Origin of the sequence: Dyadobacter sp. CY323 (assembly GCF_021390245.1) — a bacterium.
Classification (GTDB): Bacteria; Bacteroidota; Bacteroidia; order Cytophagales; family Spirosomataceae; genus Dyadobacter.
In genome coordinates, this window is record NZ_JAJUXH010000003.1 from 522,586 (window position 1) to 536,837 (window position 14,252).

The following is a 14,252-nucleotide window of genomic DNA, read 5'->3' on the forward strand; positions in this document are numbered from 1 at the left end:
TCCAAATGTCAAACCTGGAAATTGTTCTTGGCGATCAAACGAAATTTGAGCCTGTAATCCGCAGTACTAAACCATACAGGAAGCTCGACTTTTCAGAAAGTAATGCGGCGCTTTTAAGCCGGGATTTGTCGGAAACAGACATCTTTTCGAAGTATGTTTTCGACGAAATGCTTTCAGATAACAGCTACATTGGGATCGGAGGGTATGACGAAAACCGCGTTATTTATAGCCAGCGAAAGCATTTCGCACAAGACATTGAAAATCCAAGAAGCATTCATTTGGGTACCGACATTTGGGCGAGTGCCGGTGAGCACATTTATGCTCCGTTAGATAGTATCGTGCATAGTTTCGCATTTAATGATCACTACGGAGATTATGGGCCCACCATTATACTCCAACACGAATTGAATGGGATCACATTCTTCACATTATACGGTCATTTGTCGCTGAAATCTTTGGATGGGCTATATAAAGGAAAAAGCATTCGTTCGGGAGAAGAGTTTGCTTCGATAGGTCCATTCCCGGAAAACGGTGACTGGCCTCCGCATCTGCATTTTCAAATTATAAATGATATTGGAGCTTATTCGGGCGACTTCCCCGGCGTAAGCAGCATCCAGGATCGCGAACACTATCTTTCTATTTGCCCGGATCCGAATTTGATAATGCGGATTGCAGAGAATGCGAGATAAATCTACTTCCGGTGAATAACCGTCGCAGCCGATTGAGCCCCAGCCAAAATGGTGATATCTGCAATCGTAACCCGGCCAGGCGCATTTACGGCGTAAAGTATGGCGTCCGCAATGTCCTCAGGTTGTAACGGATCAAATCCATCGTAGACTTTTTCAGCCCGGCTTTCGTCTCCTTTGAAACGTACCAGTGAGAATTCCGTTTCTACCGCACCCGGCGCGACGTTGGTTACTTTGATGCCGTGTTGTGTAAGTTCAAGACGCATTCCTTCGCTGATCACCTCCACTGCCGCTTTCGAGGCACAATACACGGCGCCATTCGCATACGTTTGCTTCCCGGCGATGGAACTGATATTGACGATGTGACCCTTTCCGCGTTCAAGTAGGAGTGGGATTACCACTTTGGAAACATATAACAACCCTTTCACGTTTCCATCAATCATCGCGTCCCAATCGTCCGTATCGCCTTCGTCCAACGGGCCTAGTCCATGTGCATTACCTGCATTATTAACCAGTATATCAATCTCCTTCCAATCGTCTGAAAGTGAGCCGATCATACCTGCGACGGAACCTTTGTCGCGAACATCGAAAGACAAGGTAGTTGTTTTGACTTTTGAGGACAGTTTCCTGGAAATTTCGTCGAGCTTTTCCTGGCGGCGGCCGCAAAGAATAAGATCGATTCCAGCGTCGGCGAAACTTTCTGCAGTAGCTTTTCCAATGCCGGATGTAGCTCCGGTAATCAATGCAATTCGGGACATTCTGATCGTTGATTCGTTACTAAAATGCAGTACTTACTTGTTGTTTTTGGGGATATTCAGACTGCTGAACTTTCCTTTTTCCAGCTGGGCCGCCTGGTTAAAAAGCTGAACGGCTTGTGCATACACATTGTCCGTAGGGTTAAGAACCTGGAAGACTTCATTGTTCAAGCCACTTTTTTGCTTTCTTCCCCAGACATAACGGGCGATTATGGCCTTGGTTTGAGAAGTAATCAACGGTTTTGAAAGCGCCAGTTCTTTTTCATTCGGTTTGATCCCGGATTTCGTTGCATCTTTCACCAGCTCGGAGAGCATAGCATCAGAAATTTCAAAGTTTGTTACAAATTCTTTAAAAGGCTGCTTTTCAAGCTTTTTCTGATTTTCATTTGCATACCGTAATGCGTACTCGCGAATGATGTTTTTGGAATATAGCTCAAACAAATATTTACTGTTGAGCAACGTGTCTTTCGGTACAAAAATATCAGGTGTAATGCCGCCACCGCCATACACAATCCTGCCGCCGTCGGTTTTATACACTTTGCTTTTATCGAACTTAATACTGTCTGCATTAAACAACTCGCCGCTTTCGTAACGGTGCGACAGGTCAAGACTATAATCTTCTCCCTTCCCAAGTTCATATGGTTTCTGGATACTACGGCCACTTGGCGTATAATATCTCGAAATAGTCAGACGAAGTTCCGAGCCGTCGGTCAGCTTGATCGGCATTTGAACCAATCCTTTTCCATACGATCTTCTGCCGACTACCAATGCGCGGTCGTGATCTTGTAATGCTCCCGCAAGGATTTCAGAAGCCGATGCGCTGCCTTCGTCTACCAGTACGATCAACGGGCCCTGCTCGAATAATCCATCCACGTGCGATCGCGTTTTTCTATCAAAGCGGCTGTCTTTTCCTTCGGTATAAACCAAAAGTTTATCTCCGGCGATGAATTCATCCGCCATACTCGTGGCACGCTCCATGTATCCGCCCGGGTTTCCACGAAGGTCCAGGATCAGGTTTTTAAGCCCGTTTGCCTTTAAAGTTTTCAATGCGGATTTGAATTCATCAAAGGTTGTTTCAGAAAAACGGCTCACCTTGATGTACCCGATTTCCTGGCTGACCATGTAGGCGGCATCCACGGAATAAGTCGGTATGCGATCACGAACCACCGAGAAATTCATTTTATCATTCAACCCGATACGCTCGATTTTCAGATCAACCTTTGTACCTCTTTTCCCCCTCAACAGCTTGTAAACCTGAGCATTAGTCACGCCAGGCCCTGATAAATTCTCTTTATTAACTGAAATAATGCGATCGCCACTTTGAATTCCTGCATTTTCAGAAGGCCCGCCGCTGAGCGGGGTTACCACATAAACGGTATCATTGTAAATATTAAACTCCACACCAATTCCATCAAATCCCGATTCCAGTTGTGAACGCGCGGCCGATGCTTCCTCCGAATTGAAATAGGCTGTGTGAGGATCCAGTTTTTCCAGCATTTTTGCAATAGAAAAATCAACCAGCTCGTCCGTATTCACCGAATCGACATAGTTATTTTCTACCAGCATCAAAACCTCCCTGTATTTGGCAAATCCTTTTGCGACGTCGGAAAGCTTTTTACCGCCACTGAAAAAAGTGCTTCCCAAAAAGACACCCGCAGCCAGTGTGATGCCTATAATGATCGGCAGGCGCACCACTGATTTGGAATTTTGAATAGGGGTTGAGGATTTTTCTTGATTCATCTGCCAGGTCGTAATTAAAGGAGTTAGCTGTATCCGCAGAGCGGAATTCTCTAATGTGAAGTAAACGATTTTGAGTGCTTAATGCAAATGCATCGGCTGCTGTTCTGCAACCAATTGTTTGAAAATTAAAGTCTTTCTACACAAACGCTTTTAACGATTCAGGATTACGCATTGTGTCTATATTAATGACCTTTGAAGGATCCTGGCCCATTAATATCCTTTTCATAGGCGCCTCCATTTTTTTCCCGTTTATGGTATAAGGAATATCATCCACCTGCTCGATGGTATCGGGGACATGCCGCGGACTATATTGAGATCTCAGAACGTCTTTAATCTGCGACTTCAATTCGTCGGTCAGTGACTTGTCTTTATACAAAACGACAAACAGCGAAATGGTACCTTCTCCATTGCTTTTTTCCAAATAAACGGCCAGGCTGTCTTTTACATCCGGGATACTTTCGACTGCACGGTATATTTCCGCAGTACCAATGCGGACACCTCCGCGATTCAAGGTCGCATCGGAACGTCCGTAAATGATCACCGATTTCCGGTCCGTAATCTTGATCCAATCGCCGTGCCGCCAGGTATTCGGGTACATTTCAAAATAGCTTTCCAGGTATTTCTCATGATGCTCATCGTTCCAGAAATAAATAGGCATGGATGGCATCGGCTGTGTGATGACCATTTCACCGAGCTCATCTGAAACCGGTTTCCCGTTTTCATCAAATGATTCGATCCGGCAACCCAGCATGCGACATTGAATTTCTCCGGCATAAACGGGTAATATCGGACACCCGCCGACAAATGCGCTGCACACATCCGTTCCGCCACTCAAAGAAATCAGCCAGACGTCTTTTTTAACTTGTTTATATATCCATTCATACACATCGGATGGCAGCGGCGAACCTGTTGATCCGATTGTTTCCAGGCTCGATAATCGTTCGGAAGTGATACTTACCCCGTTTTTCATGGATGAAATAAAATAGGCTGCGCCGCCTCCGAAATGCGTAATTCTTGCTTTTTCCGCCAGAGTCCAGAGTACTTGTGAAGAAGGGTAGGCTGGTGCGCCGTCGTAAAGAACAAGTGTCGCTCCGCAGAGCATGGAGCCTAATGCATAATTCCACATCATCCAGCCCGTGGTGGAATACCAAAAATACCGGTCGCCTGGCTTCACATTCTGATGCAGCGTTAATGCTTTCAAATGCTCGATCAGGCAGCCCCCGACTCCATGTGTGATTGCTTTTGGCCGGGCAGTAGTGCCCGAAGAGTACAAAATCCAGATCGGATGATCAAATGCGACCGGCTCAAATTCCAGTCCAAAATTTTGTAGATGCAGGATATCTTCCCAGGAAGTGAACCGTTCGGGCTTGATTTCAACATCAATATAGTTGATCAGAACCGTGTCTTTCACGGACGGTAATGCGGCTGAAAGTTCTTGGGCGAACGAGGTAATGTCGTACTTTTTACCATTATAAAGGTACCCATCGGCTATGAAAAGGACTTTCGGCTCGATCTGTGAAAAACGCTCGGAAATGGCTGGTTTTCCAAAATCCGGCGAACACGACGACCAAACGGCACCCACTGCATTCGTCGCAAGAAAAGCAACGACCGTTTGCGGAATATTTGGTAAAACAGCCGCTACGCGATCACCAGGCCTTACTCCTCTTTGTCTCAACCAGGTTGCGACTGCCGCCACTTCTTTTTCCAGACTCTCCCAGGATATTTCCGTTAACTCCGTTCCCTCGGATTGAAATAAGATAGCCGGGCGATCTTTTGTTTTGTTTTTGAAAATATGTTCGGCATAATTCAGCTTTGCGCGGGTAAACCATTTGGTCCCGATCATTCCGCTTTGCGGGTATTGCAGAACTTCAAGATACAGGTCGTGTGATTTGATATTGAAATAATGCCAGAGACTTTCCCAGAAATCTTCAAGATCTGTAACCGACCATTCCCACAAGTCGTGATAAGACCGGAAGTAAAGTCCTTTTTTCACGAACAACCAATCCATATACTTTTTAAGATTCGATTGTTCCAGCAACGTCCTTCCCGGCTTCCACAATGGCTGAACTTGCTCCTGAGCTGACATATTCAAATGATTATGAAGGTTTAGTTAGATCCAAACAGCCCGAAACTGGCCGCCCGGCAGATAGTACTAATAAACGTTAGGTTATGACTTTTGGCATAAAATGAGGCGGAAATATTTACTCCGGAAATTACCGTATCTTTGTCGTCAAATTTTTAAAATCATAAATACTCTGATCATCAGATACGTTAGTTAGCTGATTTTAGTGGCAATTCAATATTCCAAGTAACCACAAAGTCACTCAACTTCCACGGTAAATTTGCTAAGAGGAACCAAATCCAGTAGTGATACTGCATTCCTAATGAGAAAAAGAACAAACAATTCGAAGCCCGCGAGTGCATCTCGCCCTTCCAGCGGTGGGTCAGGAAACTTCCGCAACAGTAGTGACAGCGCCAGCCGTCCATTCAAAAGAGCTAAGCCAGAGGTGGAAAGCCGATTCAGCAAGCCAAGTATCAAAAAGTCCAGCCTGAGAGCAACGGGACCGTCAGACAACCAGGGACAAAAAGCAAGACCTAGTTTCGACCATGAAAAATCGTCGTCTGAACGCCCGCGTTTTGACAAACCTGATTTCAAAAAATACGGAGCTTCAAAATCCGATTTTCAAAAGCCACGTCCATTCAAAAGAGATGACGACTCTCGTGGTGGTAATGACCGTAGAGACGCCGGGAAGACCGGAGCTGACAGGGATACGCGTTCATTCCGACCGAGAGAAGATTACAGGCCGCGTGAAGAAAAACCGCGAGGCGAATTCAGACCGAGGGAAAACGATCGGCCGAGAGACGATAACCGGCCAAAAGGTGTAAGAAGGGCATTTGGTGACAAACCGGAACGCCCACGTTCTGACCGGGACAATGAGTCTCGCGAATTCAAACCAAGAACAGATTCTGACCGCAGTGAGCGCTCATTTCCACCGCGTGAAAGATCTGAAAGGTCAGAACGTCCCGATTTCAAAAGAGTCGATCGCCCCGGATTCAAATCGGAAAGACCTGGCTTCAAGTCGGAAAGACCTGCATTTAAATCTGATAGGCCTGATTCAAGATCAGACAGACCTGATTCGAGATCCGACAGGCCAGACTTTAAAAAAAAAGACGATACTGACCAGCCCGGGGAACGCAGTTTCAGAGAGAGGGCACCGAGAGACGAGCAATCAGCGCCGTCGGAAGACCGCAGCGGACTAGATCGCCGGGTTGGAAGATTTGAAACTGCACCGCGTTATAACTTGTCGGGATACGAAAAAAAGAATGCCCCCGCCAAAAAAAAGGAAGAAAGTAACGAGATCCGTTTGAACCGGTACATTGCCAACGCAGGCATTTGTTCCAGACGTGAGGCGGATGACTTGATTTCTTCTGGCCAAATTTCTGTAAACGGAAAAACGGTTACTGAAATGGGTTACAAAGTGAAGGCTGGTGAAGTTGTAAAATATGGTAAGAAGGCATTGAATCCGGAAAAGATGGTTTATGTCTTAATTAATAAACCAAAAGATTACATCACGACGACCGACGATCCGGAAGAGCGTAAAACAGTACTTGATCTCATTAAAGGAGCTTGTTCGGAACGTGTCTATCCAGTTGGACGATTGGATAGAAATACTACCGGACTATTGCTTTTGACAAATGATGGGGAATTGGCTGAGAAGCTAACCCACCCTTCTGGCGGCGTGAAAAAAATCTACCAGGCGGAACTTGATAAGCCAATTACCACCGAAGATTTTGAACTCCTTCAACATGGATTGGAACTCGAAGATGGTTTTATCCGGCCTGATGAAGTGGGAATCGTAACTCCGGATGCTATGGTTGTCGGTCTGGAAATTCACAGTGGCCGGAATCGCATTGTGAGAAGAATGTTCGAACATTTGGGTTATGAAGTCCAGAAACTGGATCGCACCGTATTTGCGGGGCTCAATAAAAAAGACCTGCCGAGAGGGAAATGGCGGTTTTTGAGCGAGAAAGAAGTGATCAAGCTTAAATTTATGCTTTAATATCATTCATTAAAAAACCGGCTGCGAGATGATCGCAGCCGGTTTTTCTATTTCTGATCCATTCAGATTACAATCTGAACCCGAATGAATACACATCGTATGGAGCATCGGGATAAAGACCTTCGAACGTAACCATCGATTCCTCTTTACCTGCAATCGCAGCTTCGAAATCTTTGACCGTTTTAATCGCCTTTCCATTGATCTTAGTGATAATGAAACCTTCTTCAACTTGCGAGCGGGCAAACTTGCCACCCTCAATGGACATTACTTTCACACCACCGTCGATTTTGTAACGAGACAGACGTTGTTTTTCTGCATCTGTCAGATTACCAAACTGTGCACCCAAAGCAGTCATGATTGCAGCTGTTTCATCACGTTTGATGATATCCGAGCCACCAGTTCTGTTGCGCAAGGTAATGCTCAGATCTTTTTCTTTTCCATCACGATTCACAGTGAGTACCACTTTGTCGCCAGGCTTATGTAGGCCAATGGATTGTTGAAGCTCAGGAACAGAATGAATATCCACTCCATCAACTTTTACAATCACATCTCCTTTTGTTACGCCACCCGCTTTTGCCGCGCTGTTTTCAGTAAACTCGCGAACATATACGCCGTCATTTACTTTCACGCCATACTCTTCCGCTTTCCTGCTGTCCAGGTTGTCGAGCGAAATTCCAAGATATCCGCGCTGTACATTTCCGAATTTGATCAGATCGCTGGATACTTTTTTAACAATGCTGGAAGGAACTGCAAATGCATATCCAGCAAAGCTTCCGGTTGGACTGGCAATCGCGGTATTAATACCGATCAATTCGCCTTTCAAGTTCACCAATGCACCACCACTATTTCCAGGGTTCACAACTGCATCCGTTTGGATAAATGATTCCAATGGAGAATCACCGGAAGTTGCAGCCGCAGGAGTAACTCCGTTGCGACGGCTGCTTTGGCCAATTATTCCCAAACCACGTCCTTTCGCACTCACGATCCCAGCGGTAACAGTAGATTCCAGGTTGAATGGATTACCAACGGCAACTACCCACTCCCCTACTTTAACTGCATCAGAATTACCCAATATCACTGCTGGCAGATCTTTCGCTTCAATTTTGATCACGGCAATATCTGTAGAAGGGTCGGTGCCTATCACTTTCGCCCTGAATTTACCTTTGTTATGAAGTGTAACTTCCAGTTCCTGAGCTCCTTCCACAACGTGGTTGTTTGTCACAATGTATCCGTCGCCCGAAATGATCACGCCTGAGCCAGAAGCTTCCTGAGACTGTGGACCACGTGAGCTGCCACCGAAATCATCCCCAAAGAAATCTCTGAAAATATCCGGGATTTGTTGCTGGCCACGCGAAGTCTGACGCGTCATCGTAGATTTAATATGGACCACAGTTGGTGTCGTGGCTTCTGCTGCATATACAAAATCTCCTGGCGCACCCACCGGAGAACCGGTTGAAGTAAATCGTGCAATGGATTCGCCCGGAGCCTCTTTAAAAATTACATCTCTATCATTATCTGTGCCTAATAGTTTAAAGCCGGCGAGAGTTGATGCACTTGAAATCAACCCAACCAACACTAAACCTTTCCAATTTGTTTTCATAGACATATGTTGGGGTTATATTTTGTGAATGAATAACGCAAATCAATAAATATTATATTCCCGTAGCAGGCTCATTTAACATATTTTAACAAAGGTATTCAATTACCAATTTACAAAAATATCCTGCCAGGGGAATCTCACAATTTATAGAATTGCTTTACCATAAAAAAGTCGTTATCCACGAGAATAACGACTTTCATTTTCTCTTATTTAATTAAGCAATTTCGATCTGGCGGGCAGGTTTTTCTTTTGCCTCCTCACGTTTTGGCAAAGCCACGCTCAGTATTCCATCGGCATAGGTGGCTTCAATTTTGTCGCCATCTACCGAATTAGGTAAAGTGAATGTCCTCTGGAAAGAGTTGTATTTGAACTCACGGCGCGTGTAGTTTTCCTTAACTTCTTCTTCCTTCCTCTCTTTCTGCGCTGAAATGGTAAGCTGGTTCTTTTCTAAATTCAGTTTAAAATCTGATTTTTGAAGACCAGGAGCTGCAACTTCAATGCGAAAACCTTCTTTGTTTTCAATCACATTCACAGCTGGAACACTTCCTGAAAAAGCGGGTGTGTTCAATTCGTTCAACAGATCTTTACCAAAAAATCCATTCAAATACGATGGGTTTGCGAAATGGGTTTTAACTAATGTGCTCATTGCTATAAAGTTTATGTTTTAGTTTCTGTTTTACCCTTGCGGAATGCTTAGGTTATAACAACTAGCGTTCCGATGGATAAAAACTGAAAATTAGCAGACAAATTGGCCGATTAGTTAACAATCCGCAGAAATGCGTGACAAAAAGTCATATTTTAGTAAGACTTAAGATGTCACCTTTTCCATTTGAATGAAGGTTCAGGCAAGTCCAGGAAGATTGTTTTGAGGTTAACGGAGTTCTAAAATACCGCAGGCTTGTTCTGATGCAGATTGCTCGGCTTTTTTCTTGGTAAACCCATTGCCGGTAGCGAAAGGCTCGTCATTAACGAGAATCTGAGAAATGAATTCACGGTGATGGCGGGTACCTCTTTCTTCGAGAATTTCGAAACGTATTTCCTTGCCTTCCCGCTGTGCCCATTCAATGATGAGGCTTTTGAAGTTTGCATTGTTCTGGATAATGTTATCCAGATCATAATGCGTGATGAGTTTACTGATGATAAAAGTCCGGGTGAACCTAAATCCTTTATCCAGGTAAATGGCTCCGACAAAAGCTTCCAGCGCATCTCCGTACATCGATGATCTCGGAGACATACCACGGCGGTTGCCATCATATTCGATCAGGCGATCGAGTCCGAGCTTTCGGGATATTTGATTGAGAGATTCGCGGTTTACAATCCGTGAGCGGATTTCTGTGAGAAATCCTTCGTCTTTATAAGGATATTTGGTAAAAAGGAATTCGGCTACTACCATTCCCAAAACCGCATCGCCCAGGTATTCCAGCCGTTCATTAGACTCCCGGAAACCTTTAATGGCCGTTTCCTTCGAAGCTGATGTGTGACGAAATGCGAGCTGATAGACACCGAGATTAGAAGGACGGTCACCAATTACGTGAGCAATCGATTCCTTAAATTTTTTATCCTCAGCACTTCCGGTCCTGAAAAGAGAAAGTATCGGTATAAGAATTCGCTTTGCCAATTGTAAAAAGTTAATCAGTCTTCATACTTCTTAAAAATGACTGACGCATTGTGCCCACCAAAACCGAAGGTATTGCTCAGAGCATAATTTATCTCTCGTTTTTCAGCCTTATTAAATGTGAGATTGAGCCGCGGATTGATCTCAGGATCATCTGTGAAATGATTGATCGTCGGAGGTACGACCTGATCGCGGATTGCAAGAATGCAAGCTGCCGCTTCAATAGCCCCGGCACCTCCCAGTAAATGGCCCGTCATGGATTTCGTCGAACTGATATTCAACTTATATGCATGTTCACCAAAGAATTTTTCAATAGCCTTGATTTCCTGCGGGTCGCCAATTGGGGTTGATGTACCATGTGTGTTGATGTAATCGATGTCTTCCGGTTTGATCCCAGCGTTTTCGACTGCATTTTTCATTACAATGTAGGCACCAAGTCCTTCGGGATGCGGAGCGGTAATGTGGTAAGCGTCAGACGACATGCCTGCACCCGTCATTTCCGCGTAGATTTTGGCACCTCTGGCTTTTGCATGTTCCAGCTCTTCAAAAATAATCGCGGCGCTGCCTTCTCCGAGAACAAAACCATCACGGTCTTTATCATAGGGACGTGAGGCCGTTTCCGGAGAATCATTGCGTTCGGATAATGCTTTCAATGCGTTGAACCCTCCCACCCCGGCGATAGATACCGCTGCCTCCGAGCCTCCTGAGATACAAACATTCATCATACCTAATTTGATATAATTAAATGCATCGATCATTGCATTGGTAGCAGAGGCACAAGCCGAAACCGTAATATAATTAGGTCCACGGAAACCGTAACGGATCGAGAGAACCCCCGATGCACTGTCTACGATCATTTTTGGAATAAAGAAGGGATTGAAGCGGGGCGTTTTGCCGTTTTCGGCGAAGTTCATAACTTCTTCTTCGAAGGTTTTGAGACCACCGATTCCGGTGCCCCAAATTACGCCAGCTTTGTCAAGATCAAGCTTATCTTTGTCAAAGCCGGCGTCCTTCATCGCTTCGTCTGCAGCAATTACAGCATACTGCGCAAACGGGTCCATTTTTCGAGCTTCTTGCCGCGGAATGTAATTGGTGACGTCCAGGCCCTTGATTTCACAGGCAAACTTGGTGCGAAACTTTTCAGCATCAAATCGTGTAATTGGCGCTGCTCCGCTTACACCTGCAACCAAATTTGTCCAAAAGGTAGAAACATCGTTCCCGACAGGTGTCAATGCACCCATCCCTGTAATCACAACTCGCTTAAAACTCATAAATAGGGACAGAAAATAGAAGATGATACTGGTATAAAAACCGAATTACTTCACGTTTTCTTCCAGATATGCAACAGCCTGACCAACTGTACCGATGTTCTCTGCCTGATCATCTGGGATAGATAGATTGAATTCTTTTTCGAATTCCATAATCAATTCAACGGTATCTAGAGAGTCCGCTCCCAAGTCGTTCTGGAAGTTTGCTTCCGGTGTAACCTCCGACTCTTCAACGCCGAGTTTCTCGACGATAATTTGCTTAACTCGATCTGCAATTGCTGACATTTTATATTCACTTTTTGGTTAAAATCGCCACAAAGAAAGATATTTCAGTTCACTTTTTCAAAATTTTTTTAGTCCCTTCGTTTTATTAACCGGTACGCCTCGAAATTGAAAAAAGCAGGAAATCAATACCTTAATGGATATCTTCCTAATGAATCACAGTGATCGGCGGGAGAACACTACGGATAAGCTTACATTCGTAAAACTTTTACTCTTTGCAAGATGATTTTTATACCAAATATTAAACACACCGATTCCAACCAGTTCTTTTTAATGGCCGGCCCATGTGCCATTGAAGGAAGAGATATGGCGCTCAGGATCGCAGAACACATTATATCCGTCACCGACCGGTTAAAAATCCCATACATCTTCAAAGGTTCCTACCGCAAGGCCAATCGTACCAAAATCGACTCATTTACAGGGATTGGCGACGAAAAGGCATTGAAAATTCTCAAAGAAATCGGCGATACATTTGGTGTCCCCACGGTAACCGACATTCATGAAACGCATGAAGCTGCCCTGGCGGCGGAATATGTGGATGTACTTCAAATCCCAGCTTTTTTATGTCGCCAGACGGAGTTGCTGGCCGCCGCTGCAAAAACCGGGAAAGCCGTGAATGTCAAAAAAGGGCAATTTCTTTCCGGTGCTTCGATGAAGTTCGCTGCCGAGAAAATCCATGAGGTTAACCCGGCCTGCCAGGTTATTCTGACGGATCGCGGCAATAGTTTCGGATACGGCGACCTGGTAGTAGATTATCGCAATTTACCTGAAATGGCATCATTTGGGGTCCCGATTGTGATGGATTGCACTCATTCTTTACAACAGCCCAACCAGAGTTCGGGCGTCACGGGTGGAAAGCCAAAACTGATTGAAACAATCGCCAAAGCAGCTATCGCCGTGGGTGCCGACGGACTGTTTATTGAAACTCATTTTAACCCCGCCGAAGCGAAATCAGATGGTGCTAACATGCTGCCCCTCGATCAGCTGGAGGGACTTTTAGAAAGATTGGTCCGTGTGAGAGAAGCTATTCTATGATCGTAAATTTCGCGAAAAAGCGGCTTTGCTGGCTTTTCTTTTGCTTTTCGTTTTTACCTCAAACATCCTCTGCACAAAAGGATTCCACACTTTGGGTGGTTAAATCCGGTGACGTGATCGCGCCGGTTTCACTGGGGATTGCGGCCCTGGTAGTACAAGGAAAAATCAGCCGGCATTTACAGGAACGGGTGGTTTCGACTTATCCGAATTTCCATTCCAAAGTGGATGATTATCTTCCTTATGTACCCGGAGTGGTGAGTTTGGGACTGGCGTCTGCGGGAGTAAAAGGCAGACATTCACTCGGTGATCAGCTCATTCTGGCATTACTATCAAATGTTGCTGCCCAGGCCGCGACGCAGGGAATGAAGCGCATTATCAGGTATCCAAGACCAAATGGCGAAGATTATTACTCATTTCCCTCCGGACATTCTACCACGGCTTTTACAAATGCGACCTTACTTCATGAAGAGTATGGCGGGCGCAGTGTTTTATATAGTATTGGTGGTTATGGCACGGCGACTGCGGTGGGGACACTCCGCGTTTTGAACAATAAACATTGGGTGGCGGATGTGCTCATGGGTGCCGCAGTGGGCATTGGAGCTACCAAAGTGCTTTATATCAGTTATCCGTGGCTGCAACGAACCGTCCGGAAGATGAAGCATTAAAAACTATTTTTTTGTGCTGAAAAAGTTGTTGACACACTGCTGTCACAACCCATGGCTTACTTTGAATAACAAAACTAAACGCCATTCAAATGCAAGCCAAAACCATCGAACCAATCCATGTCCTGTTCTACGAAACCCGGACTTCTTTAAACCGGATATCCGAACATGTACGAGTAGTCGCGCGCCGACTTTACATTGATGCCGTCAAACATGACCTGGAAATTACGGGACCTGTTTACTGGATTTATGAAGGAGCGGATGGAAATCCGGACACGGTCTTTACACTCACCATTGCATTGCCGACAACTCCAGCCACCAACTATTCAGGCTCAGAATTCAAGACTAAATATCTCAATGCATTTGACTGTGTTACCGAGCAGCTTTATGGCGACTGGAACACATTGAGTAGTGTTTACGGATCTTTGATTTCGGAGATTATGGCGAAGAATAAAGCCATGTCGGGCGAGAATCGGGAGATTTATATCAATATGGATTTTGAGAACCCGGCGAGGAATATCACCGAGGTTCAAATCGGGATACTTTAA

Annotated in this window: 13 protein-coding genes; 5 read left to right on the forward strand and 8 right to left on the reverse strand. The window is 45.1% G+C overall.

Going from position 1 to position 14,252, the window contains the following annotated elements; all coding sequences use genetic code 11:
• Window positions 1–5: 5 nt before the first annotated feature.
• Window positions 6–689 (forward strand): peptidoglycan DD-metalloendopeptidase family protein, encoded by a 684-nt coding sequence (locus tag LZG72_RS08450; RefSeq protein WP_233870175.1) that lies wholly within the window; start codon window positions 6–8, stop codon window positions 687–689.
• A gap of 2 nt (window positions 690–691) precedes the next feature.
• Here LZG72_RS08450 and LZG72_RS08455 read toward each other — a convergent pair whose 3' ends face one another.
• The 3 genes from LZG72_RS08455 to LZG72_RS08465 all read right to left on the reverse strand — a co-directional run bounded on the left by LZG72_RS08455 (window position 692) and on the right by LZG72_RS08465 (window position 5,267).
• On the reverse strand, window positions 692–1,444 hold the full coding sequence (locus tag LZG72_RS08455) for an SDR family NAD(P)-dependent oxidoreductase (protein ID WP_233870178.1): 753 nt from the start codon (window positions 1,442–1,444) through the stop codon (window positions 692–694).
• A gap of 33 nt (window positions 1,445–1,477) precedes the next feature.
• Window positions 1,478–3,181, reverse strand: coding sequence for a S41 family peptidase (locus LZG72_RS08460; protein WP_233870181.1), 1,704 nt, complete (start codon window positions 3,179–3,181; stop codon window positions 1,478–1,480).
• A gap of 136 nt (window positions 3,182–3,317) precedes the next feature.
• Window positions 3,318–5,267, reverse strand: coding sequence for an acetoacetate--CoA ligase (locus tag LZG72_RS08465; RefSeq protein ID WP_233870184.1), 1,950 nt, complete (start codon window positions 5,265–5,267; stop codon window positions 3,318–3,320).
• 298 nt (window positions 5,268–5,565) lie between these two features.
• On the opposite strand from LZG72_RS08465, the gene LZG72_RS08470 reads away from it, so the two are divergent.
• Window positions 5,566–7,242, forward strand: coding sequence for a pseudouridine synthase (locus LZG72_RS08470; RefSeq protein ID WP_233870187.1), 1,677 nt, complete (start codon window positions 5,566–5,568; stop codon window positions 7,240–7,242).
• A gap of 67 nt (window positions 7,243–7,309) precedes the next feature.
• On the opposite strand, the gene LZG72_RS08475 is transcribed toward LZG72_RS08470, so the two are convergent.
• The 5 genes from LZG72_RS08475 to LZG72_RS08495 form a co-directional block, all read right to left on the reverse strand.
• Window positions 7,310–8,842, reverse strand: coding sequence for a Do family serine endopeptidase (locus tag LZG72_RS08475; protein WP_233870190.1), 1,533 nt, complete (start codon window positions 8,840–8,842; stop codon window positions 7,310–7,312).
• A gap of 214 nt (window positions 8,843–9,056) precedes the next feature.
• Entirely contained in the window at window positions 9,057–9,488 is a 432-nt protein-coding gene (locus tag LZG72_RS08480; protein ID WP_233870193.1) for an Hsp20/alpha crystallin family protein, read from the reverse strand.
• Window positions 9,489–9,713: 225 nt separating this feature from the next.
• On the reverse strand, window positions 9,714–10,460 hold the full coding sequence (gene rnc, locus LZG72_RS08485; protein ID WP_233870196.1) for a ribonuclease III: 747 nt from the start codon (window positions 10,458–10,460) through the stop codon (window positions 9,714–9,716).
• A 14-nt stretch (window positions 10,461–10,474) separates the two neighbouring features.
• Window positions 10,475–11,728 carry a beta-ketoacyl-ACP synthase II gene (gene fabF, locus LZG72_RS08490; protein WP_233870199.1) on the reverse strand — a complete coding sequence of 418 codons (1,254 nt, stop codon included), beginning with the start codon at window positions 11,726–11,728 and terminating at the stop codon, window positions 10,475–10,477.
• A 45-nt stretch (window positions 11,729–11,773) separates the two neighbouring features.
• Window positions 11,774–12,010, reverse strand: a complete 237-nt coding sequence (locus LZG72_RS08495; protein WP_233870202.1) for an acyl carrier protein — start codon at window positions 12,008–12,010, stop codon at window positions 11,774–11,776.
• 219 nt (window positions 12,011–12,229) lie between these two features.
• Here LZG72_RS08495 and kdsA point away from each other — a divergent pair, with 219 nt between their 5' ends.
• From kdsA to LZG72_RS08510, 3 genes are all read left to right on the forward strand, one after another.
• The gene (kdsA, locus tag LZG72_RS08500; protein ID WP_233870204.1) at window positions 12,230–13,042 is read left to right on the forward strand and encodes a 3-deoxy-8-phosphooctulonate synthase; all 813 of its coding nucleotides are present in this window, start codon (window positions 12,230–12,232) and stop codon (window positions 13,040–13,042) included.
• Window positions 13,039–13,707: a phosphatase PAP2 family protein gene (locus LZG72_RS08505; protein WP_233870207.1), complete on the forward strand. Its 669-nt coding sequence runs from the start codon at window positions 13,039–13,041 to the stop codon at window positions 13,705–13,707. The genes kdsA and LZG72_RS08505 overlap by 4 nt, the downstream gene beginning before the upstream one ends.
• Window positions 13,708–13,796: 89 nt before the next feature.
• Window positions 13,797–14,252 (forward strand): hypothetical protein, encoded by a 456-nt coding sequence (locus tag LZG72_RS08510; protein WP_233870210.1) that lies wholly within the window; start codon window positions 13,797–13,799, stop codon window positions 14,250–14,252.